19 protein-coding genes are annotated in these 23,262 nt (G+C 70.3%); 10 read left to right on the forward strand and 9 right to left on the reverse strand.

Going from position 1 to position 23,262, the window contains the following annotated elements:
* Positions 1-92: 92 nt before the first annotated feature.
* A complete protein-coding gene (locus G4Z16_RS30455; protein WP_197353786.1) occupies positions 93-1,331 on the forward strand; it encodes an NAD(P)/FAD-dependent oxidoreductase in 1,239 nt (412 codons plus the stop codon).
* A gap of 155 nt (positions 1,332-1,486) precedes the next feature.
* Positions 1,487-2,062, forward strand: a complete 576-nt coding sequence (locus G4Z16_RS30460) for a DUF309 domain-containing protein (RefSeq protein ID WP_425508189.1) — start codon at positions 1,487-1,489, stop codon at positions 2,060-2,062.
* 22 nt (positions 2,063-2,084) lie between these two features.
* Here the strand turns inward: G4Z16_RS30460 and G4Z16_RS30465 are convergent, their stop codons facing one another.
* The 6 genes from G4Z16_RS30465 to G4Z16_RS30490 form a co-directional block, all read right to left on the reverse strand.
* Positions 2,085-2,555, reverse strand: coding sequence for a PTS-dependent dihydroxyacetone kinase phosphotransferase subunit DhaM (locus G4Z16_RS30465; RefSeq protein ID WP_197353788.1), 471 nt, complete (start codon positions 2,553-2,555; stop codon positions 2,085-2,087).
* Entirely contained in the window at positions 2,548-3,180 is a 633-nt protein-coding gene (gene dhaL, locus G4Z16_RS30470; RefSeq protein ID WP_425508134.1) for a dihydroxyacetone kinase subunit DhaL, read from the reverse strand. The genes G4Z16_RS30465 and dhaL overlap by 8 nt, the downstream gene beginning before the upstream one ends.
* 76 nt (positions 3,181-3,256) lie before the next feature.
* Positions 3,257-4,249 carry a dihydroxyacetone kinase subunit DhaK gene (gene dhaK, locus G4Z16_RS30475; RefSeq protein WP_197353789.1) on the reverse strand — a complete coding sequence of 331 codons (993 nt, stop codon included), beginning with the start codon at positions 4,247-4,249 and terminating at the stop codon, positions 3,257-3,259.
* 297 nt (positions 4,250-4,546) lie between these two features.
* Positions 4,547-5,473 carry a GNAT family N-acetyltransferase gene (locus G4Z16_RS30480; protein WP_197353790.1) on the reverse strand — a complete coding sequence of 309 codons (927 nt, stop codon included), beginning with the start codon at positions 5,471-5,473 and terminating at the stop codon, positions 4,547-4,549.
* A gap of 69 nt (positions 5,474-5,542) precedes the next feature.
* Complete coding sequence (locus G4Z16_RS30485; RefSeq protein ID WP_197355025.1) at positions 5,543-6,994, reverse strand: amino acid permease; 1,452 nt, start codon at positions 6,992-6,994, stop codon at positions 5,543-5,545.
* Positions 6,995-7,205: 211 nt separating this feature from the next.
* The gene (locus tag G4Z16_RS30490) at positions 7,206-8,162 is read right to left on the reverse strand and encodes a hypothetical protein (RefSeq protein ID WP_197353791.1); all 957 of its coding nucleotides are present in this window, start codon (positions 8,160-8,162) and stop codon (positions 7,206-7,208) included.
* Positions 8,163-8,726: 564 nt separating this feature from the next.
* Between G4Z16_RS30490 and G4Z16_RS30495 the strand changes: the two genes are divergently transcribed.
* The 7 genes from G4Z16_RS30495 to G4Z16_RS30525 all read left to right on the forward strand — a co-directional run bounded on the left by G4Z16_RS30495 (position 8,727) and on the right by G4Z16_RS30525 (position 15,294).
* Complete coding sequence (locus tag G4Z16_RS30495) at positions 8,727-9,488, forward strand: MgtC/SapB family protein (RefSeq protein WP_197353792.1); 762 nt, start codon at positions 8,727-8,729, stop codon at positions 9,486-9,488.
* Between the two features lie 37 nt (positions 9,489-9,525).
* Positions 9,526-11,193 (forward strand): phytoene desaturase family protein, encoded by a 1,668-nt coding sequence (locus G4Z16_RS30500; protein ID WP_246531148.1) that lies wholly within the window; start codon positions 9,526-9,528, stop codon positions 11,191-11,193.
* Between the two features lie 166 nt (positions 11,194-11,359).
* Entirely contained in the window at positions 11,360-12,799 is a 1,440-nt protein-coding gene (locus tag G4Z16_RS30505) for an amino acid permease (RefSeq protein WP_197353794.1), read from the forward strand.
* Between the two features lie 10 nt (positions 12,800-12,809).
* Positions 12,810-13,532, forward strand: a complete 723-nt coding sequence (locus G4Z16_RS30510) for an alpha/beta fold hydrolase (RefSeq protein ID WP_197353795.1) — start codon at positions 12,810-12,812, stop codon at positions 13,530-13,532.
* Positions 13,533-13,624: 92 nt separating this feature from the next.
* Entirely contained in the window at positions 13,625-14,140 is a 516-nt protein-coding gene (locus G4Z16_RS30515) for a VOC family protein (RefSeq protein WP_197353796.1), read from the forward strand.
* 91 nt (positions 14,141-14,231) lie between these two features.
* Entirely contained in the window at positions 14,232-14,486 is a 255-nt protein-coding gene (locus tag G4Z16_RS30520; protein ID WP_197353797.1) for a DUF397 domain-containing protein, read from the forward strand.
* Positions 14,487-14,796: 310 nt separating this feature from the next.
* On the forward strand, positions 14,797-15,294 hold the full coding sequence (locus G4Z16_RS30525) for a hypothetical protein (RefSeq protein ID WP_197353798.1): 498 nt from the start codon (positions 14,797-14,799) through the stop codon (positions 15,292-15,294).
* A gap of 99 nt (positions 15,295-15,393) precedes the next feature.
* Here the strand turns inward: G4Z16_RS30525 and G4Z16_RS30530 are convergent, their stop codons facing one another.
* A complete protein-coding gene (locus G4Z16_RS30530) occupies positions 15,394-17,517 on the reverse strand; it encodes an N-acetylmuramoyl-L-alanine amidase (protein WP_197353799.1) in 2,124 nt (707 codons plus the stop codon).
* A 193-nt stretch (positions 17,518-17,710) separates the two neighbouring features.
* Positions 17,711-18,877: an aminoglycoside phosphotransferase family protein gene (locus tag G4Z16_RS30535; RefSeq protein WP_197353800.1), complete on the reverse strand. Its 1,167-nt coding sequence runs from the start codon at positions 18,875-18,877 to the stop codon at positions 17,711-17,713.
* A 252-nt stretch (positions 18,878-19,129) separates the two neighbouring features.
* On the opposite strand from G4Z16_RS30535, the gene G4Z16_RS30540 reads away from it, so the two are divergent.
* Complete coding sequence (locus tag G4Z16_RS30540; protein WP_246531149.1) at positions 19,130-20,668, forward strand: DNA-binding protein NsdB; 1,539 nt, start codon at positions 19,130-19,132, stop codon at positions 20,666-20,668.
* Positions 20,669-20,851: 183 nt separating this feature from the next.
* On the opposite strand, the gene G4Z16_RS30545 is transcribed toward G4Z16_RS30540, so the two are convergent.
* Positions 20,852-23,071: a glycoside hydrolase family 15 protein gene (locus G4Z16_RS30545; RefSeq protein ID WP_197353801.1), complete on the reverse strand. Its 2,220-nt coding sequence runs from the start codon at positions 23,069-23,071 to the stop codon at positions 20,852-20,854.
* Between the last annotated feature and the right edge of the window lie 191 nt (positions 23,072-23,262).

The following is a 23,262-nucleotide window of genomic DNA, read 5'->3' on the forward strand; positions in this document are numbered from 1 at the left end:
CACCGTGCGGACGCAGCTGCCAGGGCCCGGAAGAGACGCGCGCTGCGAGGCGCTTACCGGGCGATGCCCGATCGCCACTCGAGGAGCAGAACATGGCCGCGAACCCACCGTTCGTGATCGCCGGAGCCGGACTGGCCGGAGCGAAGGCCGCAGAGGCCCTGCGCGGAGGGGGGTTCGACGGACCGCTCGTCCTCGTCGGCGAGGAGGACGAGCGACCGTACGAACGTCCGCCGCTGTCGAAGGAGTACCTCCAGGGCACATCGCCGCGCGAGGACGTCTTCGTCCACCCGCAGAATTGGTACGAGGAGAACGGCGTCGAGCTGCGCCTCGGCGTCCCCGCAGCGGCCGTCGATCCCGGTGGCCACACGGTGACCCTCGCGGACGGCAGCTCCCTCCCGTATGCGAAGTTGCTGCTGGCCACGGGCTCTTCCCCGCGCAGGCTGCCCGTGGGGGGCGAGAACCTCGACGGAGTGCACTACCTGCGGCGGCTCGCCGACAGCGACCGCCTGAAGGAGACCTTCCGCACCGCCTCCAGGGTCGTCGTCATCGGCGGCGGCTGGATCGGCCTGGAGACCACCGCGGCCGCCCGCACGGCAGGAGTCCAGGTCACGCTTCTCGAAGCCGCGGAACTGCCGCTGCTCGGCGTCCTGGGACGGGAGACCGCCCAGGTCTTCGCCGACCTCCACACCGAACACGGCGTCGATCTGCGCTGCGGCACACACGTCACGGAGATCACGGGCGAGAACGGCCACGTCACCGGCGTGCGGCTGCACGGCGGCGAACGGATCGAGGCGGACGCCGTGATCGTCGGCGTCGGCATCACGCCCAACACCGCACTCGCCGTCGACGCCGGACTGGAGGTCGAGGACGGCATCCGCGTGGATGCAGCCCTGCGCACCTCGCACCCGGACATCTGGGCCGCCGGCGACGTCGCCAGCGCCCTCCACCCCCTGCTCGGCAGGCACATCCGCGTCGAGCACTGGGCCAACGCACTCAACCAGCCCGCCACGGCTGCCCGGTCGATGCTCGGGGAGGACGCGAGCTACGACAGGCTCCCGTACTTCTTCACCGACCAGTACGACCTCGGCATGGAGTACACGGGCTACGCCGGAGCGGGCACCTACGACCAGGTCGTCTTCCGGGGAAGCACCTCCGACCGCGAGTTCATCGCGTTCTGGCTCAACCAGCGCCGGGTACTGGCCGGGATGAACGTCAACGTCTGGGACGTCACCGCCCCGATCCGCACCCTCGTGACTTCCCGTCTGCCCGTCGAAGCGTCCAGACTCGCAGACGTGGGCGTTCCCCTGACCGAGGTCTTCGCGGAAGGGTGACCACGGGAGCCCGCGGACCACGCAGCGGTGGGCGCGGATGAGCGGCGACGGACATGCGCAGCGAGGGAGAAGAGCGTCACGTGCAGGAGAGCCACGAGCAGCAGGGCGGGGAGCCGGCGTGCTTCCTGAACCAGGTGTGCGAGGAGTGCGGCCGGGTGCGGGAGGACGCCTCGCGTCCTGACTGCGAGCACTGCGGCCACGACCCGCGGGCAACCGCTGCGGCGAGCGCCGGCACCGGCAGCGGTTCCCGCCGGCGTGACCGTGACCCCGAGGGAAAGGCCCGCAACGCACGGCCCCGCGACGGACTGGGGCGGCCGCTCCCGTACGGAGAGCAGGGCGTCCCCCGCCAGCCCGAGGGCGTGGTGCGCACTCCTGACCGGACGCTGGATGAGGCGCAGCAGCTGCTCGACGACGGCATGCCCTTCCACGCACACGAGGTGCTGGAGGACGCCTGGAAGAGCGCACCCGAGGCGGAAGCGCCGCTGTGGAAGGGCCTGGCGCAACTCGCCGTCGGGATCACGCATCTCGCCCGCGGGAACACCAAGGGCGGCGCACGGTTGCTGCTGCGCGGAGCCGAGGGCATCGAGCCGTACCGGAGCAGCTCCCCTCACGGTATCGACGTCGCCTGCCTCGCGGACTGGGCGCGCACCACCGCTGACGGCGCGGACGAGACGAACCCGCAGCACACGGGGGGGCCACCGGCGGCTCCGAGGCTCCGCGGGCAGGGCTGAACCGGCCCGCGGGGCGGCGCGTTCACACCTTCCGGAAGTGGTACGCCTCCTCGGCGGCCGCCGCGACCTCCGCCAGGTCCGCGCCGCCCGCGGAGGCGACCACGGCGGCGATCGCCCCCTCGACGAGCGGAGCGTCCACCAGCTGGGCGTTCTCCGGCAGTTCGTCTCCCTCGGCCAGCAGTACCTTCACCGTCAGCACCGCGCTGCCGAGGTCGACCAGGATGGCCACGCCGGCCCCCGTGTCGACCTTGTGTGCGGCGGCGCTGATGAGTTCCGCGCTGGTGCCCAGGCCGCCGTCCGGCCCGCCGCCCGCGCCCTCAACCGGCGCGCTGTCCCTTCCGGCTGCGAGCCCGACGGCGAGGCGTGCGACGGAGTCGGCGACCTCCTTGCTGTGCGAGACCAGGACGATCCCGACCTTCGGTCGCTGCTTCCCCGCCGAGGACCGGGCTGCGGCCTCCCTGCCGGCAAAGGAAGCGTCTTGCTGCTCACTCATCGGCGACCGCCCCGGCCAGAGCCGTGAAGAGCAGCGCGGAGGAGGTCGCGCCAGGGTCCTTGTGCCCGATGCTTCTCTCGCCGAGATAGCTCGCCCGCCCCTTGCGCGCCCGCATCGGCACGGTCGCCAGCGCGCCCTCGTCGGCGGCGGTGCGGGCCGCGCCGTAGGGGTGGGGCCCGCCCGCGGCCAGGGCCTCCACGCCGGGGTAGAGCGCGTCCAGCATCGTCTTGTCTCCCAGGGCGGCACCGCCCAGCTGCGCCACGGCGTCGACGCCGATGCGCATGGCCTCGGCCAGCTGGCTGCCCGTCACCCGGTCCGCGTCGCCGAGGGCCTTGCCCGTGCGGCGCAGAAGTGTCCCGTACAGCGGGCCGGACGCACCGCCGACGCTGGAGACCAACTGCCGTCCGGCGAGGATCAGTACGGCCCCGGGCGCCGAGGGCGACTCCTTACCCAGAGCAGTCACCACAGCGGCGAATCCGCGCTGCAGGTTGCTGCCGTGGTCCGCGTCGCCGATGGCCGAGTCGAGTTCGGTGAGCAGGTCCGCTTCCCGCTCCACGGAGGCGGCTGCGGCGGTGAGCCAGCGGAAGACGGTACCGGCGTCCAGCTCATCGGTCAGGTCGGTCAAGACAACTCCCTCTTCAGGACCGAGGGCCGTTCCCGGAACGGCGACCGCGGCCCGGCCCGGTGCTCATGACTCATCTTCAGCAACCCCAGCGAAGCGCCGGCGTGTTCACCGGGGCGTCGTACAGCCGCAGGATCTCCTCGTCGGCCCGGCACAGTGTCACCGAGGCTCCCGCCATGTCCAGCGAGGTGACGTAGTTGCCGACGAGGGTACGGGCGACCGGCACCCGGCGCTCGTCCAGGACTCGCCGGACCTCGGCGCAGAATCCGTAGAGCTCGAGCAGGGGAGTGGCGCCCATGCCGTTGACGAGGACCAGTACGGGACCGTCCGGCTCCAGGTCGGTCAGCACGGCGTCCAGGGCGAAGTCGGCGATCTCTCCGGAGGTCATCATCGGGCGGCGCTCACGGCCGGACTCGCCGTGGATGCCGATGCCGAGCTCCAGCTCACCCGGGGGCAGGTCGAAGGTGGGGCTGCCCTTCGAGGGCGTCGTGCAGGGGGCGAGCGCCACACCGAAGCTCCGCGAGGAGTCGGCGACCTGACGGGCGATCGCCTCCACACGCTCCAGCGGCGCACCCTCGTCGGCGAGCGCTCCCGCGACCTTCTCGACGAACAGCGTCGCGCCGGTGCCGCGGCGTCCGGCGGTGAACTCGCTGTCGGTGACGGCGACATCGTCCTGGACGAGGACCTTGCCCACCTGGATGCCCTCGTCCTCGGCCAGCTCCGCGGCCATGTCGAAGTTGAGCACGTCGCCGGTGTAGTTCTTCACGACGAACAGGACGCCCTTGCCGCTGTCCACGGCTGCCGCGGCGCGCGTCATCTGGTCGGGAACGGGGGAGGTGAAGACCGCGCCGGGACAGGCGGCGTCGAGCATGCCCCTGCCGACGAAGCCGTTGTGCAGGGGCTCGTGGCCGGAGCCTCCGCCGGAGACCAGGCCCACCTTGTCGGCCACGGGGGCGTCACGCCGCACCACGACGCGGTTCTCCACGTCGACCGTCAGCTCGGGATGCGCGGCGGCGATCCCCCGCAGGGCGTCCGCGACGACGCTTTCCGGCACATTGATCAGCATCTTCATTGATACCTCCGAGTGAGCGTAACACTGTCCCTCTGGCCAGTATTACTACAGGTAGGAGCCGAAATGGCGACTGCGTCGTCCGGCCGTCCCGAGTGCGTGGAACGGCCCCGGTGGGAGGGTCGCCGCCGCGCCGAGAGGTCCGTCTGACCACCTGTCAGGAGACCCCTGGAAGCTCGGGCCGCGACCCTGCCCGGCTGCACACGTACAGCCTGCCCCACACGGAGACCGCCGCGGCGGTCCGTGCCGCCCTCGCGGCGGGTCTCCCTGCGCGGCCCGCGGCCGGGAGCGCCGGAGCCGTCAGCCGAGTTCGAGGCTGGTGACACCGAAGACGCGCTCCGCCCGTGTGACGGGAGGCTCGCCCTTGTACATGCGCACCGTTCCGGAGCCGTGCGCCAGGCCACGGCTCGTGGCGAGGGCGACGGCCGCCTCATGTGTCTCAGGGATGTCGACATGGACCTCGTCGTCCGGGCTGAGGTGTGCGATGAGCGTGTCGAAGAGGGCCTCGGCGATCTCCGGGGTGTCGGCGAAGAGAGGCCCGATGCGGTGGCCGTCCCTGGCCTGCCGGATCACGCCGTAGCCTGCCGGTTCACCAGCGCGTACGTAGACGTGTGCACGGTGTCCGGGCGCACTCAGCCACCGCTCGAGGAAGGCCTTGCGGGGTGCGGGGAAGCACACTTCGTCGTACGCCGCGATCGCCTTGAGGTGATCCTCCGTCACGGGCTCGACGGCCGGCGACGGGACGCCCGGAGACGTGGGGCGCCCGCCGTATCGCCCCGTGCGGTAGGCGGCGGTGAAGCCCGAACGCCGGTAGGTGTCCTCCTGGGCCGGGACCGCGTCGAGGCCGATGGTCCTGCCGCCGGCGTGCGGCAGTGCCGCCCGCCACGTGGCCATGCCCAGGCCCTTCCCCCGCAGTTCGGGATGGACCAGGTAGTAGCCGAGGAAGGCGAAGTCGTCGGAGTAGTTCACGATGGAGACGGCCGACACGAGCCTGCCGTCCTGGCGCCCCAGGAAGAAGCCGTCTGGGTCGGTCGGGTGGAAGCAGGCCGTGTCGCCCAGGCCCGGGTTCCACTGCTCCTCGGCCGCCCACTCCTCGACCTGGAGCCATTCCTCCGACGAGGCGCGCGTGACGCCGAGTCCGTCCACGCCGCCGTCAGGTGAGCCGGCCGCAGCGGTGGCCCCGGCTCCCGAGGGCTGCTGCGAGGCGTCGTCGCCGAGAGGTTCCATGCCTTGTGTCCGTCCTTTCCTTGATGGGTGCGGCCGGCGGGCCGGCACGGCCGGCCCGCCGGCGCATCGTCAGATCAGGTCCATGGCCGCCACTTCGTCGGGACGGCCGTAGCTGACGGGGCCCTGGAAGCGCCTGCGGGCGGTGGCGAACCACCACACCGTCGCGATGATCAGGACCACGGCCAGTGCGATCGGCGCGTAGTTGAAGTTCGACGCGGTGATCGGCGCGGCGTGCGGCAGCATGAACAGCACGTTGCTGACGAGGATCCACACCACGGCGAGGATCCCGATCGGCTTGCCCCAGCGCCCGAGGTGCCACGGGCCGGGCTGGAAGTCGCTCAGCCGCAGGCGGAGGTAGATGGGTACCGCGTAGGCGAGGTAGAGCCCGACGACGTTGACGCTGACGATGGCGGTGAACGCCGTCTCCGACCACCAGCCCGGGATGACCAGGACCAGGGAGCACGCCGCGGCGAGCCACACGGCCTTGACGGGCGTACGCGTACGGGGCGAGACCGAATGCCACCAGCGGGAGCCGGGCATCGCGCCGTCACGTGAAAAGGCGAAGATCTGCCGGGTGTTGCTGGTCATGTTGGCCAGACCGCAAAAGAGCATCGCGCCGATCACGATGAGGAGCAGAAGCTTGGCTGTGCCCATGCCAAGTGCGTCGAGGAGAATCTGCACGGGCGGAGCGTCCGCCGCCGCTTCCTTGTCGTAGTCACGGATCGCGAAGACCAGCGCGAGCATGAGGACGAGACCTGTGATCGCGGAGTAACCGATTGCACGCATGATGCCACGCGGCGCGTTCACTGTGGCCTGAACGGTCTCTTCTGACATGTGGAAACTGCCGTCGAAGCCGGTAAAGGTCCAGCTCGTGACGAGCAGGCCCAGCATGCCGCCGTAAAGGGCGCTCGTGAAACCGGTGTTGTTGGCGAAGTGCGTCACGAAGGAGGCCGACTGATGGTGGTCGGGCATCACTGTCAGTGCAGTGACGATTACCACCATTCCGATGAGCAGCCACCACACCGAGATGCGGTTGAGTATGGCGACGAGGTGCACCGTGTAGGTGTTCGCGAGTCCCTGGAGCAGCAGGATCACCGCGGTGATGAGCACGGTGCGCTGCCCCGTGACCTCGTAGGACGGCCACTGCATCGCCAGGAACGCCTGGATGAAGGTGGCGGCCGCGTAGCCCGTCGCCGCCGTGCCTCCCACCTGGCCGACGAAGTTGAGCCAGCCCGTGTACCAGGACCATGCGCCCTTGTGCTTCTTGGCGAGTTTTCCCGCGGAGAAATACAGGGCACCACTGGTCGGATAAGCGGAAGCGATCTCGCCCATCGACGCGCCGATGAACAGAACCATCACCGAGACGCTGATCCAGCCGAATACCAGAATCAGCGGGCCGCCCGCATTCATCCCGAAACCGAACGAGGAGAAAATCCCGGAGATGATGTTGATGATGGTGAATGAGATCGCGAAATTGTCGAACGCGCGGAATCGGCGCGTGAGTTTCCGCGGATAACCCATCGCATGCAACGTGGCATCATCGTCGAGAGCGGCAGGCGCTTCGCGCTGTCGTATTCTCGTGCGGCTTGCGAAGGCGGAGTCGGACACGGTCGGACCTTTCTTGTATGGACATCGGGAGCTTCGTCGCGATCGGTGCGGAGAGCGCGCGGCGCCTCAGGGCAGGGGCGGCCACGGACTCTGTGCCGTCGCAGGCGCGGAAGTGCGGGCCACGTCAGCGCGAGCCCGGTACGGGGAGCCCGCACGCGAGACGTGCCTTGCTGAGCTGCTCCTCGGGGTCGCCGAGCGCGCTCCACGGCATCCGTGAGGCGTAGGGCCCCATCGCCGCGAAGACCGGACGGGCCTCGAACTCGCAGTGCGCCATGATCAGTGCGTGTGCCAGGTACGCCAGGTCCAGCACCGGGGTGAACTCGTAGCTCGCGACCTGCGGCAGCCAGTGCTGGTACGCCCCCAGCGCGGTGGCCTTCCACTGGGGCTGCTCCCACGTGCGGTCGGCCAGGAGCGAAGTGGGGTCGTGCTCCTCGACCAGCGCCACCAGGGGCAGGAGTCTCAACGCGGAGGACGCCGGGGCCCGTTGGCCGAGGAACGCGGCGACGTCCCAGGCGGCCTTGCCGGAACCGCCGTAGCGGGCGAAGAAGAAGGACAGGAACCGGTGATGGGCCTCCCTGTGCCACGGGTCGAGCCGCAGGATGTGCGAGAAGAGCGACCAGGGGCCCTCGGGCGAGGTGAGCAGACCCTGCGGTGCCGGGTCACGGGGCCGCTGGAGCCGGGCCAGCGAGAGCTGGGTGACCCAGGGTGTCGGGTCCCTCGGTGCCATCAGCGCCGCTCGCTGGCATGCGGCGAAGGCGATGCGGCCGAGGTCGCCGGCGCGGCGGTCCTCGGTGTCCGCCGCGCGCAGTGCGCGCAGCGAGGAGACCCGCGCCCACAGCAGCGCCGCCTCCTTGCTGGGCTCCTCGGCCAGCCAGCGTTCCGCGAGGTCGGAGTCGCACGCCTCGGAGGCGAGCACGAGTGAACGGTGGGCGCGCAGGCCGAAGTCCCGCTGAGCGTCCTTCAGCACCTCGTGCGAGCTGAGGTAGCGGCCCGCGCGCACATCCACGCATGCTCGTGCCAGCTGACGGTCATCGGCCGCCGGGTGCCACACGTACTGCCCCTCGAAAAAGCCAGCGGTCATGCTCTCCTGCCGAATCTGCTGTCTCTGCCGATGCCATCCCAATGTGCACAATTCGGGCAAACCGAATTCGACCGGAACGTGTCCGGTGCCCGGCAGCAACGCACACCCTACTCAGCGTCATGACCGACCGGAACCACTATTCCCTATCACTCCGGTCTCGAAGTCCTCTTTTCTGCCCGTTCCGCCCCGGCTTTGCCGCCGCAAGGGTGAGGGAGGGTATGTGCTGAGCATATGTCAGCCCCTCGCGGCACTATTTGCGTTGAGCGGAACGGGTCCCTCCGGGGTTGAACGCACGTCGCATGCGACTGTGCGGTCGGCGGGGTCGGGGAGGTCCCCGGGTGTTCCTCAAGTCCCTCTCTCCGGAAGGTCTGTTCGAAGAACGCGCACGGGAAAACAGTACGTTGAATGCCGAACTGCTTTGATTCTCAGGGGAGTTGGAGTGGAAGGCCGCTGCCCGGAGTGCGAGCCCCGTGTCGCTGCCCGGATCGGCGTTGTGTCGGGAGAGTCCGAAAACCTGCATTTCCTGATACTTTCCGGGCCTATCGGAGCTAGAGGAGGCGCGCGATGGGGCTGGCGGCTCCGCTGTGGGATGTGTACAACCATCAGGGCTGGTCCCAGCTGGGGGAGTTGGGCCTCGCGCTGGTGCTCTCGACCCTCATCGGCTGGGAAAGGGGCTCGCGGCAGAAGAGCGCCGGGCTGCGCACGCACGCGCTCGTCGGTATCGCCAGTGCCCTGATGATGCAGATCTCCCAGTTCGGCTTCAGCAGCGTGCTGGGCACCCAGGACGTCTCCTTCGACCCTTCCCGGGTCGCCTCGCAGATCATCGCCGGTATCGGCTTCATCGGCGGTGGGCTGATCTTCGTACGCCGCGACGCGGTGCGGGGCCTCACCACCGCCGCGACGGTCTGGCTCACCTGTGCCGTGGGCATGGCCTGCGGCGGGGGCCTCGGCGTCCTGGCGGCGGTGACCACCGCACTGCACTTCGTCGTCATCCGCGGCTATCCGCTCGTCGCCGCCCGGCTCTCCACCGGGCCCACGCTCAGGGCGTCCACGGTCCGGCTGCGCTACCGCACCGGAGAGTCCCTGCTGCCCCGGCTGATGGAGATCTGCACCAACCGGGGATTCCGCATCCTCGGCGTCAGCGTGGACAGGGTGCCGAGACCCGAGGAAGCCGCCGCAGCGGAACGTGCGGGCGCGGAGACCGCGGCGCACGTGGCGCTCCGGCTGGAGGGCACGGCCGACGTGCGCGAGTTGGCCTCGGAGATCTTCGGCACCGAAGGAGTGCTGGGCATGGAGGTCTCGACGGACTCCGATCCGGACGAATGAACCTGTGCCGGAAGCCCGGGACATGCTACGAAGAGGCATGCCTGCCGCCTCCCACAACTCATCCGCCCATGCCTCCGAGGACATCTCCGAAGACGGCGCGGCCTACGACGCCGTCATCGTCGGCGGTGGCCACAACGGCCTGGTCGCCGCCGCGTATCTCGCACGTGCCGGACAGCGTGTCCTGGTGCTCGAACGTCTCGGACGGACCGGCGGGGCCGCCGTCTCCGAGCAGACCTTCGCGGGCGTCGACGCCCGGCTCTCGCGCTACTCGTACCTGGTGAGTCTGCTGCCGCAGCAGATCATCGACGACCTCGGCGTGCGCTTCGCCGTACGCAAGCGCGGTGTCTCCTCCTACACGCCGACCGTGCGCGACGGACAGTCCACCGGTCTCTTCGTCGGTGACGGCACGACCCGCACGCGGGAGTCCTTCGCCCGGCTCACCGGAGGGGAGAGGGAGTTCGAGGCGTGGGAGCGCTTCTACGCCATGACGCAGCGGGTCGCCCAGCGCGTCTTTCCCACACTCACCGAACCGCTGCCCACCCGCGAGGAGTTGAAGGCGCGGATCGGGGAGGACGCCGTGTGGGAGGCGCTGTTCGAGCGCCCGCTCGGCGAAGCCGTCGAGGAGTACTTCGCCGACGACCTGGTCCGGGGAGTCGTGCTCACCGACGGTCTCATCGGCACCTTCAGCCATGCGCACGACCCGTCGCTGCTGCAGAACCGTTGCTTCCTCTACCACGTCATCGGAGGCGGAACCGGCGACTGGGACGTGCCCGTCGGCGGCATGGGGGCACTGACCGACGCCCTCGCCGACGCCGCTCGTTCCGCCGGCGCCCGGATCCGTACGGGCCACACGGTGCAGCGCATCGACACCGACGGCACCACGGCCGAGGTGCGCTATAGCACTGCCGACGGCGAGGGCACCGTGGCCGCGCGCCGAGTCCTGGTGAACGCCTCACCCCAGGCGCTGTCGCAGATGCTCGGCGAGGGGGAGGCGGCCTCGCCCGCGGCGGGCGGTGGCGAGAGCCCCGTCAGCGGCTCGCAGTTGAAGGTCAACATGCTGCTGCGGCGCCTTCCCCGACTGAAGGACACCGCCGTCGACGCGCGCGAGGCCTTCTCCGGGACCTTCCACGTCGCCGAGGGATACGGGCAGCTGGCCGAGGCCCACCGGCAGGCGGAGGCGGGAGACCTGCCCGCGGTACCGCCCTCCGAGCTGTACTGCCACTCCCTCACCGACCCGACCATCCTGGCACCGGAACTGGCCGCCCAGGGCTTCCAGACTCTGACCCTGTTCGGGCTGCTCACCCCTGCCGAGTGCTTCGACGCGGGCAGCGCGGCCGAGCGGGACGCGGTGCGTGACGCGGCCCTCGCCCGTACGCTCGCCGAACTCGACCCCCACCTGACGGAGCCCGTCGGCGACTGCCTCGCGCTCGACGCCGACGGCAGGCCCTGCATCGAGGCCAAGACGCCCCGGGACCTCGAAGGCGAACTGCGGCTGCCGGGCGGCCACATCTTCCACGGAGACCTGTCCTTCCCGTGGGCCGAGGAGGGCGGCGGACGCTGGGGCGTGGAGACGGCTCACCCCAACGTGCTGCTGTGCGGCGCCGGTTCGGTACGCGGAGGCGGAGTCAGCGGCATCGGCGGGCACAACGCGGCGATGGCCGTGCTGGAAGCGGAAGGCGGCCGGGGAGCGGCCCCGGTGCACTGAGGCAGACACCGCATCAGCAGTCGCTGCCGGTACTGCCGGGCGGTCACCTTGCTTGCCGCCGTGACGGCGAGCAAGGTGCTTCCGCCGGCCGCTCGGGCGCGCCATGATGACCGACGCCGACCGTGCGTCGGGCGCGCGCCGGCACCGTCAGCTGAGGAGGTCCTCGATGGCCGGGCTCTGGAGTGCACAAGGCGTCCTGCGACGTAAACCCATCGAGCACATCACCGAGGCGGAGGGGGGAGCCGGGGAGCAGCTGACCCGCGTGCTGGGCCTGTGGCAGCTGACCGCCATCGGCGTCGGCGGCATCATCGGCGCGGGCATCTTCGCCCTCGCGGGCACCGTCGCCAACGGCAAGGCCGGACCGGCGGTGCTCGTCTCCTTCCTCGTCGCCGGCATCGCCAGCGCCGCCGCCGCCCTGTCGTACGCGGAGTTCGCCGGCCTGATCCCGAAGGCGGGCTCGGCCTACACCTACGGCTACGCGGTGCTCGGCGAGATCGGCGGCTGGTTCATCGGCTGGGACCTGCTCCTGGAGTACACCGCGATCGTCGCCGTCGTCGGCATCGGCATCTCCGGCTACTTCTCCTTCCTCGTGGAAGCGGCGGGAGCGGAGCTGCCGGCCTGGATGCTCGGCGCGCCGGGCACCGGCGAAGGGCACCGCGTCGACCTCTTCGCCGCGCTGCTGTGCCTGCTCATCGCCTATCTGCTCAACCGGGGCATGCGCAGCGCCGCACGCTTCGAGACCGTCGTGGTCGTGCTGAAGGTGCTCGTCGTCCTGCTGGTCATCGTGGTCGGCTTCTTCTACGTGGACACCGCCAACTACCACCCCTTCTTCCCGTTCGGGGTCTCCGGGGCGTTCACCGGCGCGGCCACCGTCTTCTTCGCAGTCTTCGGCTACGACGCCATGAGCACCGCGGCGGAGGAGTCCAAGGACTCCCAGCGCCACATGCCCAAGGCGATCATCTACTCGCTGATCATCGCGATGACGCTGTACGTGCTGGTCTGCCTCGTGCTGACGGGGATGCAGAAGTTCACCGACATCGACAAGGAGAGCGGACTCTCCTCCGCCTTCCAGTCCGTGGGCCTGGGCGCGGTCGCCGACGTCATCGCGGTCGGCGCCATCATCGGCATCCTCACCGTGATGTTCACCTTCATGCTGGGCGTCACGCGCGTCTGGTTCGCGATGAGCCGTGACGGGCTGCTGCCGAAGTGGTTCGCGAAGACCCACCCCACACGGCACGTGCCCACCCGCGTCACGTGGATCGTGGGTGTCGCCTCGGCAGTGATCGCCGGCTTCCTGCCGATCGAGGAGGCGGCCGAACTCACCAACATCGGCATCCTCCTGGCCTTCGTCGTGGTCTGCGCGGCGGTGATCGTGCTGCGCTACCGCCGTCCGGACCTGCCCCGCACCTTCCGCACGCCGGGCATGCCGGTCGTGCCGGTCATAGGGATCGTCTTCTCGCTGTGGCTGACGACGTTCCTCGCGTGGCAGACGTGGGCACGCTTCGCCGTCTGGTTCCTGATCGGCCTCGTCATCTACTTCGGCTACTCCTACCGCCGTTCGGAACTCGCCCGACAGGAGAAAGAAACCGGGAAGGACGTGCAGTAGCGTCGCCCGTATGAGTGATGAAGTCCGAACGGTGCGGGCCAACGGCATCGAGATCGCCTACCGGACCTGGGGAACGGAGAACGTGGAGGGCACCCCCGTCGTCCTGCTGCACTGCCTGGGCGAGGACGGCGAGGACTGGCGCGGGCCGCTGATCGCTCAACTCGCCGCCGCCCACCCGCTGTACGCGCCGGACCTCCGCGGCCACGGCCGCAGCGACTGGCCGGGCGAGTACGGGCTGGACCTGCTGCGTGAGGATCTGCGGTCCTTCCTGGACGAACTCGGCCTGGAACGCGTCGTCCTCATCGGGCACTCACTCGGGTCCATGGTGGCGGCGATCTTCGCCGGTGAGCACCCGGCCCGCGTGGAGCGCCTCGTCCTGGAGGAGACAGCAACACTGCTGCCGGTCGACCCGCCCCGCGAAGAGGACCCTGAACCGCCGCCCGGCAAGCCGCTGTTCGACTTCGAGGTCAGAAAGCAGCTCAACAGGCAGCTCAACGCCCCCGATCCGCGCTGGAGGCGGCAGTTGAGCGACATCACCGCGCCCACGCTCGTCGTCGGCGGCGGTCCGGAGAGCCATCTGCCGCAGGAGGACATGGCTGCCACCGCCGAGTGCATCCCGCTCGGCACCTTCGTCACCCTCGAGGAGGGCGGACACCTGGTGCACGAGCAGCGGCCAAAGGAATTCGCCGCGGCCGTGCAGACGTTCCTGGCGGGCGACGCCCCGGCGCGGTGACCCCGGCCACGCCCGTGGCGGCTCGCTAAGCCGTACTGAACACCTCTAGAGTGATTGTTGAAGAGCAAAGCACTTCTGGAGGAAGGTCCGTGATGGCTGAGCCCGAGGGATCTGTGTTGGAGGAACTGCGTGCCCGGCGCGAGACCCTGCGGGACCGCTATCTGCTGACCGCCCCCGACCGGCCCGCCACCGCAGCCGCCGGTATTCACCACGTCGCGTTCATCTGCCGGGACGTGGAGGAGACCATTCGCTTCTACCAGGAACTGCTCGGCTTCCCCCTCGTCGAACTGGTGGAGAACCGCGACTACCGGGGATCCACGCACTTCTTCTTCGACATCGGCAACGGCAACCTGCTCGGCTTCTTCGACTTCCCCGGCCACGACCATCCGGACTTCGCCGAGACCGTCGGCGGCGTACAGCATCTGGCCCTGTCGATGACGGACGAGGCGCATTCCGCGGCCCGGAGGGCACTCGACACCGCGGGCATCGAGTACGCAGGTCCGGACCGCGGCGTCGAGGAGAGCCTGTATCTGAAGGACCCCAACGGCGTGCCCGTCGAGCTGTACCGCGAGCGCCTCGGGATCTTCAACGGCAAGAAGATCGTCTGAGGGCTCTCGTGCGTCCGGCCGCCGGCGCAATCCACGTCGGTCCAGCCCTGTCCGGTGCCCCTCAGCGGTCGTTACGCTGAAGCCCCTTCCGATGAGCGAAACAGGAGGAGCGCACGTGGCCGAGCGCACCACCACCAGCACCGCGACGAGGCCCGACCTCGATCTCACCAACGCCCGCTGGCAGTCGGGCACCCAGGAGATGGGCGGTGTGGAGATCGCGTTCGTGGAGGGCTACATCGCGATGCGCAACGGCCGCACACCCGAGATCCCGGCGGTCATCTTCTCGCCGGGGGAGTGGAACGCGTTCGTGCTCGGTGCGCGCAACGGGCGCTTCGACCTCACCTGACACTTGCGCTTCGGCGGGGCTCAACTGCCGCAGGGATGCAGGCAGTCGACCCCGTATTGGCCGCATGAGGCCCGTCGTGGCCCGGGTGAGCGCCACGTCAAGGTCGGGACTCGAACTCGACCCTTCCTCCGGGGCCGGACCCAGCACGGCCGGGGGTGGCGTCCGGTGCGCTCGGAGGCCGCCGGCAACCACCCCTGCTCCGGGCTCTGCCCGGCAGCCGGTGGCGCTTTCACCCTGTGGCCGTGACGGGTCCGTGACCATGATGAGGCGTCCCGGAGGAGAGGTACGCAGCGGGACGTACCATGTCCGCATGTCGTTCCTCCGCCGTCGCAGCGCGTCCGTTCCCGCAGGTCCGGACTTCGACGTCCTGGCCATGGACCCGACCGACTGGCCCGGCAACCTCGGTGCGGGCCTGCTGCCCGCACCTGACGGCACATGCCAGGGCGTCTTCCTGCGCTACGACCTCTTCGGCGGCCGCGGTCCGGCGATGATCATCGGCAATCTGCCGGAGGGCTCACCGGCCCGTGAGGTCACCGGCAACCAGGTGCCCTTCGAGGTGGCGCAGCTGATGGCGGCGCTGGAGAACGACGAGGCGGTCGAGGTCACGGGCGTCGAGGACGACCCGGTGATGCACGAGGACAATCTCCTGATCGTGCGCCGCGTGAAGTGCTCCGAGGAGCGCATCTCGTGCGTGCAGTTCGACCGGAGCGACGGGGTGCTCGTCACCATCGCGAGCTGGGACCGGCCCATCACCAGCGATCTCTACGCGCTGCTGAAGCCGCTGCCCGCCGAGATGTTCCAGCACTGACGAGCCGAAGGCGCGAAAGGGCCCGGCACCGCCGGCCGGCACCCGTAAGTGCCGTGCCGTGGCGCCGGGCCCCTTTCGCACTCCGCGGGCCGGATCGCGTTACGAGGAGCCGGTCACCCGCACATCGTCCGCCTTGACGAAGGCGACGCGGTGCCCCAGCTGGATCTGGTAGTACGTGAGATCGCCGCGCACCACCTTGAACTTCTCGGCATCAGGGTCGAACTCCTTGGCGTAGAGATACTCACCCCGCGTCTTGAGCCCCGCGGCGTACGCCTGGCCCGCCTTGACCTTGTACGGCAGCGGCGAGAGCTCCTGCGCCGGGATGCCCTCGGGGTAGGCCTCCTTCTCCGGGTAGGCCCGTCCGTAGACGGGGATCTCGTCCTTGCCGGCCTTGGGAACGATCAGCTTGCCCCGCGCGGGAACCGCGGTGGGCTGCTTCTTCGGGTTGTGGAACCAGGCCTTCTGCCCCAGATACCAGATGGCTGTCCACTCGCCCTTGCGGTCGGCCACGGCGTACTGCTGGCCCGTACTCGCCCGCGCGCCGGTGTCGTTGACGCCGGTGGTGGACTTGCCGCCGGGATGCAGGCCGTCGTCCTGGACCAGCTCCGAGTCGGCGTCCGGTGCCGTGTGCAGGCGCACCGCGCCCGAGCCGTGTGCCGGGCAGGGGTCGCCCGAGTCGTCGCACTTGGTGTACTCCGGCCGGTGCTTGTCGTAGTCCGGCCTGATGGTCAGCAGCTTGCTGCTGGGTGCGGCCTTCGGCACGAACGGCCGCCCGATCAGGGTGAAGTAGTGCTGCCAGTCGAAATAGGGACCCGGATCCGTGTGCATGCCGGGGATGTTGGCGGTGGTCACGCCGGGCACGTTGTCGTGGCCCAGGACGTGCTGCCGGTCCAGAGGGATGTCGTACTTGGCGGCGAGATACCGCACCAGGCGTGCCGAGGAGCGGTACATCGCCTCGGTGTACCAGGCGTCGGGGTCGGTGAGGAATCCCTCGTGTTCGAGGCCGACCGACTTGGCGTTGACGTACCAGTTCCCCGCGTGCCAGGCGGCGTCCTTGCCCCGCACGTGCTGCGCGATGTGGCCGTCGGAGGAGCGCAGCGAGTAGTTCCAGGACACATATGTCGGGTCCTGGATCAGGTCCATCACGGTGTCCCAGTTGCCCTCGGTGTCGTGCACGACGATGTAGTCGACCGACGCGGAGGCGGGCCTTCGGGCCTTGTCGTGGTTGCCGTAGGTCGGGTTGCCGTCGTCGTCCGTGTACTCCTCGTACGGGGCGGGCAGCCACTCGCACGAGACGCTGCGGGGACACTCGGGCTTCTCACCCGAGGCGGAGCGAGGCCGGGGCTGCCCGATCCCGTCCGCCTGCGAGGGGCCGGCACGCAGACCGGGGTCGGCCTCGAGCCGGACCCGCTGGCCGGAGTCCGTCGTGCGCTGCTCGCCCGAACGCATCACAGCGAAGACGTCGTCCGCGAACGCCGTGGCCGTGCCGCGCTCGGACGCGGCCGGGTAGGAGGCCACCGCCCCGTACCAGTCCGCCGGATCCGAACTGAGGGGATGGCCCAGCTTCTTCTGTGCGGCCGCCAGCAGCGCCGCGCCGCCCCGCAGGTTCGCGGCCGTGGACTCGCGCAGCTGCTTCCTGGACACGCCCGTCAGCTTCGCCGCACGCTCGGCGGTGCGCAGCCGGGCCGGCAGCTCGCTGGTCTGCGGAGTCCGGGCGCGGTTCGTGGCCGCATCGGGCTTCCGCGCCGGACGGGCCGTGTCGCCGCGGGGGTCCTCCGAGCCGGAGCCGAAGTGGCCGTCGTGGGCGGTGGCGGACCGGGCCAGGGCCGTGCCGGCGTCGGTCAGGTGCATGGGGCCGTAGCCGCCGGAGACGCTGGGGGCACCGTCGTGCGCGTCCCAGCGGGATTGCAGATAGGAGACCCCGAGCAGCACGCTCTCAGGGACGCGGTACTCCTCGGCGGCATCCGTGAACTGCTGCTGGAGGCGAGAGGTGTCGCGCTGGTCAGCCGTCGCGTAGGGGCCCGCGGAGACCAGCGGGAGGAGCAGGGCCGTCGCGGCGACGCCGGTGCCGGCGGCCCACAGGGCACGGGAGCGCCGTCCGCGCGGCGAGACCCTTCCGAATGCGCCACGGGCGAGGCGTCTGAGCGGGTCGAGAGATTCGTGAACTGGACCAGAAGTTCCGGGTGATCCGGGCAAGGCGGCCTCCTCGGTCTGGGCTCGCATGCGAGTGCGAGTAGGCCTCAGAGGTATCGGTTGCCCGACCCATCCGTCAATGACCGCAGGAGAAGGGGAATTCGCACGTCAGCGTGGTGAGTTCGGCGGTCTGCCGGTGGTGCCGGCGGCCCCCCCCGGGGCGTCACCTGTCCAGACCGGTGACGCCCCGCAGGTGGCGAGCGGGTCCCGCCGGAACCCCGCCCTACCGGGTGCCCACGGCGGCACGCACCGCGCGCCTCGCGAGGCCGCAGTCGTCGTGCAGCCGGCGCAGCAGCAGTCGCTGCTGCTCGCCGGTGGCCATGGCGCCCGGGCGTTCCTGCCCCGCCGGGTGAGCGGCCGGAGCAGGCTCGCGCATGGTGCGCTGGATGGCCGTCTCGTAGGTACGGATCTCGCGCGTCAGCACGAGCATCAGATTCACCAGGAAGGCGTCCCGCGCGGCCGCGCCCTGCGCCTGGGCGAGCTGGCTGATGTGGCGGCGGGCCATCGGTGCGTCACCGAGCACCACCCACAGCGTCGCCAGGTCGTACCCCGGCAGATACCAGCCCGCGTGCTCCCAGTCGACGAAGGCGGGGCCCGTCGGGGCGAGCAGCACGTTCGTGAGCAGGGCGTCCCCGTGGGAGAACTGCCATGGTGCAACTCCGCCACTGCCGTGCCCCTGCGCGGCGCCGTGCAGCAGCGTCTGCAGGTCCCCGAGGTCACGGTCCGTCAGCAGGCCCTGCTCGTGGCAGCGGGCGAGCCGCGACGGGTAGTCGATCGGACGGGTGAAGGCGGTCGCCGGCGGCTGCCACAGGTTGAGCTTGCACAGCGCGCCGAGGGCGGCGCGCAGATCGGCGCGCGGCGGGGTGTCGAGGAGGTGCCGCCGTAACGCCGCCACACGGCCCGGCATGCGCTCGATCACCAGCACGCACTCGTCGGGGTCCGCGGCCACCAGCCTCGGCGCACGCACCGGGGGCCGGTGGCGTACGAAGGCCCGGTAGGCCGCTATTTCGTGCCGGAAGCGTTCGACGGACGACTCCGCCTTGTCCACGAGGCACTTGGCGACGACGGCGTTGCGCCCCGCCGTCCCCGAGACCAGGACCGAGCGGCCCACCCGGCGCAGCACCTGCACCGGGTGGAACTCCGGGCAGATCCGGTGGACGGAGGCGATGGCCGCACGCAGCTGCGTACCGTTCGGGCCGGACAAGTCCAGCCTCCCGCTGACGGATTGAGATCCGGCGCCGGCCGGCTGCCGCGTCCGCACGGCGCCGGCCCGTGGGGCGGACACCGGCGTCGCGGTGGGAACCACGGGAATCGCGGGAGACCCGCCACCGTAGGGCGGTGTGCGGAACGGCCGGTGCGGTGCGGACACGGCGGACGTCGCTGGATGCATGGTGAGCAGGGTCCCTTCGTACGCCGATGGGTCGCGCGCCTGCCCGGAACCGCCCGGACGGTGGCCCGGCACCCTGGGGAATGCCTGACCGTGTTGCTGGTCGTCCGGACGGGACCGGGGTGGCGCGTTTCTACAGGACACCCGCGTGCGGGTGGCACACCATCTGGCGAACCCTGGCGAACCCTGGCGAATAGTCGCAGCGCAGTTGAGCCGGGGTTACTGTCAACTCAGCCGAGAACCTGGGGGCTTGACGTGACAAAGGGACCCAACACCCGTCTCGCGGACCTGTTCGGCCTCGCCGGATGGTCCAAGGGCGAACTCGCGCGGTTGGTGAACCGGCAGTCCGTGGCCATGGGCCACGCGCAGCTGTCGACCGACACCTCGCGGGTGCGGCGTTGGATCGACATGGGGGAGACCCCGCGCGATCCGGTGCCGAAGGTGCTGGCGGCCCTTTTCACCGAGCGACTCGGCCGTGTCGTGACCATCGAGGACCTCGGGTTCAGCAAGCCAGGGCAGTCGGCAAGACGGCAGCAGTCCGGACTGGACGGAGTGCCGTGGGCCCCCGAGCGGACGGCCGAGGTCCTCACCGAATTCACGGGAATGGACCTCATGCTCAACCGACGCGGCTTGGTGGGCGCGGGCGCCGCGCTCACCGCAGGATCGGCACTCAGCAGTGCCATGTACGACTGGCTCCGCGGCGACCCGGGTTCCGCCGCCGGCGTTCTCCAATCCGGTCACCCGGGCCTTGCCCGCAACGCGGACCAGGCAGCGATCGACAGGTACGACGCGGCCCCTGTGGGGTCCCAGGAGATCGAGGCGCTCGAGCACTCGGTCGAGGTCTTCCGCGCCTGGGACGCCGCACGAGGCGGCGGACTCCAGCGCAAGGCCGTGGTCGGCCAGCTCAACGAGGTGGGCGGGATGCTCTCCTACCACCACCCCGAGCGTCTCCAGCGTCGGCTGTGGGGCGTGGCGGCGAACCTCGCGGTGCTCGCCGGGTGGATGTCGCACGACGTCGGCCTGGAGCCCACCGCGCAGAAGTACTTCGTCATCGCCGCGCACGCGGCGCGTGAGGGCGGCGACCGGCCGCGCGCCGGCGAGGCACTCTCGCGCGCGGCACGCCAGATGGTGCACCTGGGAAGGCCGGACGACGCGCTCGACCTGATGAAGCTGGCCCGAACCGGCTCGGGCGAGGAGACCCTGCCGCGCACGCGCGCCATGCTGCACACCATCGAGGCGTGGGCACAGGCCTCGATGGGCCGCGGCCAGGAGATGCGGCGCACGCTCGGGGAGGCCGAGGAGCTTTTCGCGTCCGACAAGGGCGATGTTCCGCCGCCGAGTTGGATGCAGATGTTCGACGAGGCCGATCTGCACGGCATGGAGGCCCTTGCGTTCCGCACGCTGGCCGACCACGACCCGGCCGCGGCCGGCACCGCCGAGGTGCACGCCATGCGCGCCTTGGAGCTGCGGGCGGACGGGCGGCAGCGCTCGAAGATCTTCGACTGGATCTCGCTCGCCTCGGCGTACTTCATCGCCGACGAACCGGAACAGGCCGACCGCTACGCGCGCTTGGCCCTCGTGAGCATCGGTGAGAACTCCTCGCACCGCACATGGGACCGGCTGCGTGAGATGTACCGGCTCACCGGCCAGTACGCGGGCCATGGCCTGGTCGCCGAGCTGCGCGAGGAGATCCAGCACGCGCTGCCCAAGCAGCCCAAGACGCCGCGGCTTTCCGGGGAGCCCAAGCCGGCCCAGCTGCCTGGGGTCAGGGTCAGGGGTCTGCGCTCGGTGTGAGCGTCAGCAATCCCCGGGCAGGCCGGGCCGGTTGGGGGACGGGAGGTGCCCCCCGAGCGGTGCGGCCGGGCGGCCGACGGCGGGGCGGCCCGTGCGGGCAGCCACGTGCGGGGCCGAGGGAAGCCCCGCGGCGCCGGGTGCGCCGCGGCAGCGTCCGTCGGGACGAGCAGGTGGTGGTCCGTGTCAGCCGTGGAGGTAGCGCTCCGCGACAACTGTCGGGTACTCCACCGGCGTTCCGCGCTCCAGCGACCATGCCAGGCGCAGGTACTGCGCATGCGTCCACGCGAGGGGTGTGGCCGACGCCGTGCCCTTGCCGGACCGAACCTCCGGCACCGGGGGCCGGTCGTCCCAGACCTGCTCCGGCAGCATCAGGGTCTCGCCCGCCGTGGCGGCGATGTCGCGCAGCCGTCCTTGCGCCGAGTGCCGGTCGCCGCAGAGGAGTTCGTACTCGCCGCGCTCGCCAGAGAAGATCGGCCACGCACGCCCGTAGGTCGTCTTGATCTCGGGACGGTTGACGTTCCACGGCTCGCCGTTGGGCTGCTCGCCGTAGCCGTCGCCGCTGTAGCGGTACCAGTGGCGGCCTGAGGGGGTGTCCACCGAGATTTCACGGTCGACGATCTTGAGGGAGTTGCGGATCACCGGGTCGTCGGCGGGCTTGATGCCCAGCCGTACGAGCTCCAGGAAGCCGGCGTCGACGACACTGCGTTGGTCCACCTTGCCGTCGGTGTTGTTGCCCAGTTCGTACTCCGTGCCCGCGTTCGGCTTGCCGTCCTTGGTGAGCCGCAGATAGTAGGGCTCGGACGAGTGCGGGCCGTTGGTGCTGACGGTCCAGCCGTCCAGCGATTCCTGCCACTTGTCGGCGGCCTCGAGGTACTTGGCGGCGTCGTCGCCCTGTCCGCCGCGCCGCATCAGGTCCGCGAGGCACACCAGGGCGGCGATGGCCGAGGCGATGGTGGAGGGCGAGTAGCCGCTCTGCTCCTCCCAGCGCTCCTGCGGGCTGAAGGGTGCCTTGTATCCCTCTTCGCTCTTGAACTTCAGGATGAAGTCGGCGCCGCGGCGCAGGTGCCGCAGGGTCTTGGCGTCGTGACGGTCGAGCATCCAAGCGAGCAGCATGGGTGTCGAGGTCTCGTCGAGCTGGATGTTCGTCCAGAACGGTGTGCCGTCGACCTTGTGGTTCTGCGACCAGTGCCCGTCGGGCAACTGACTGCGCAGCAGATGGTCCATCGCCCGGTCCGCCGCCGCGCGGTCTCCGGCCGCCAGCAGCCCGGTGCCTATGTGGTAGAGGTCGCGGGCCCACACCAGGTGGTACGAGCCGGTCTCGGGTGCGATGCCGCGGTCGGTGCCGAACGCCCACGGCATCGAGGGCGAGGCGATGAACGCGCCGGGGTTGAGCTTGTCCTCACTGGCCGCGAGCATCACGACCGACGCCGTGTAGAGCGCCTGGTCGGAGGGTGTGCGCAGGCAACCGGGGGCCTTCGGCAGGCCCCCGAGGTATTCGAGCCAGCCGCGCTCGTACGCTCCGGCGGCCGCGTCGAAGCCGCGCCGCAGCGAGCGCTTCGCCGTCCGTACGGCCTCCGCGGCCTTCTCGCCGAAGCCGAGCACCACCGTCTGCCGGGTCCGGGTGCATCCGTCCAACCGGAGCCGGCCGACCTGCACGACGTTGCCGGGGCCCGCGGTGGCGTAATGGTGCTTGAGGCGCCCGTTGTTCTCGGACAGCTGGGTCCAGCCGTCGTTCACATCGAGGTAGCCGACGGTCGACTCGGTGAATCCGTCCTGGGCGGCCAGCGCGCTCGCCGCGTGCTTGTCCTTCGCCACGAGCGTCCCGTCCTGCGGGAACGCGCTGTCGTCGTTGCCCTCCCCGGACAGCGACGGGTCGTGCAGGACGAACACCTGGAGCGGAGCGCCCGTCTCCGAACGCACCTCGACGTCGATGAGCACGCTCGCGCGCTCCGGATCGGTGACGTACCGCGTGACCGCGCTCCAGCCTGTTCCCCTGCTGGTGAGCCGGTAGCCGGGAGCCCCGCCCTGAAGGCAGGGTTCGGTGCGTGCCTCGCCGTCGCTGAGGCGCTCGACGAACGTCTTCCCGTCGGTGATCACCAGCTGCGTCTGCCGGCTGGCAGGGGTGCTCAGGTCCGGGTAGTACGTCTCGCTCATCCTGCCGCCCTGCAGGGTGAACCAGACGGGGCTCTCCTTCGTACGGGAGGTGCCGAAACCGGTCTTGTCGGCGGGTGCGAAGGCCGCGCTCGTCCCGGGTCCGCCGGGCGCCTCCCCCGAGGGCTTCGCGGCGGTGCCTGCGCCTGCGGACTCGGCCCGGGCCACGCCGGCCAGCGGGACGGGCGCGGCCATCGCCGACGCACCGACCAGCGCTGCTCGCAGGAAGTTCCGACGGGAGTTGGTACGCACGCATCCTCCAGTTGAGGAGAGGAACAGGGGGCGGCACCGACGGGCGCGCCTCGGTGAGTTCACCACGTGAAGCCGTTGGGTCGGACGGCCACGTCTCGGGTGAGCGAAAGCTTCGCCTTGGAGAAACGTGACGTCAAGAGTGAGTGTTGTGACTCCAAGGAATGAACGCACACGGGTGCTTTCTTCCGCGC

Origin of the sequence: Streptomyces bathyalis (genome assembly GCF_015910445.1) — a bacterium.
Taxonomy (GTDB): Bacteria; Actinomycetota; Actinomycetes; order Streptomycetales; family Streptomycetaceae; genus Streptomyces; species Streptomyces bathyalis.

Coding starts and splice junctions, on each gene's coding strand:
- G4Z16_RS30465 (WP_197353788.1), bottom strand. CDS start 2,555: ATGAGTGAGCAGCAAGACGCTTCCTTTGCCGGCAGGGAGGCCGCAGCC.
- G4Z16_RS30515 (WP_197353796.1), top strand. CDS start 13,625: ATGGCTGAGCCCGAGGGATCTGTGTTGGAGGAACTGCGTGCCCGGCGC.
- G4Z16_RS30505 (WP_197353794.1), top strand. CDS start 11,360: ATGGCCGGGCTCTGGAGTGCACAAGGCGTCCTGCGACGTAAACCCATC.
- G4Z16_RS30500 (WP_246531148.1), top strand. CDS start 9,526: ATGCCTGCCGCCTCCCACAACTCATCCGCCCATGCCTCCGAGGACATC.
- dhaK (WP_197353789.1), bottom strand. CDS start 4,249: ATGAAGATGCTGATCAATGTGCCGGAAAGCGTCGTCGCGGACGCCCTG.
- G4Z16_RS30535 (WP_197353800.1), bottom strand. CDS start 18,877: ATGCATCCAGCGACGTCCGCCGTGTCCGCACCGCACCGGCCGTTCCGC.
- G4Z16_RS30510 (WP_197353795.1), top strand. CDS start 12,810: ATGAGTGATGAAGTCCGAACGGTGCGGGCCAACGGCATCGAGATCGCC.
- G4Z16_RS30455 (WP_197353786.1), top strand. CDS start 93: ATGGCCGCGAACCCACCGTTCGTGATCGCCGGAGCCGGACTGGCCGGA.
- G4Z16_RS30480 (WP_197353790.1), bottom strand. CDS start 5,473: ATGGAACCTCTCGGCGACGACGCCTCGCAGCAGCCCTCGGGAGCCGGG.
- G4Z16_RS30495 (WP_197353792.1), top strand. CDS start 8,727: ATGGGGCTGGCGGCTCCGCTGTGGGATGTGTACAACCATCAGGGCTGG.
- G4Z16_RS30525 (WP_197353798.1), top strand. CDS start 14,797: ATGTCGTTCCTCCGCCGTCGCAGCGCGTCCGTTCCCGCAGGTCCGGAC.
- G4Z16_RS30530 (WP_197353799.1), bottom strand. CDS start 17,517: ATGCGAGCCCAGACCGAGGAGGCCGCCTTGCCCGGATCACCCGGAACT.
- G4Z16_RS30485 (WP_197355025.1), bottom strand. CDS start 6,994: ATGGGTTATCCGCGGAAACTCACGCGCCGATTCCGCGCGTTCGACAAT.
- G4Z16_RS30490 (WP_197353791.1), bottom strand. CDS start 8,162: ATGACCGCTGGCTTTTTCGAGGGGCAGTACGTGTGGCACCCGGCGGCC.
- G4Z16_RS30520 (WP_197353797.1), top strand. CDS start 14,232: ATGAGCGAAACAGGAGGAGCGCACGTGGCCGAGCGCACCACCACCAGC.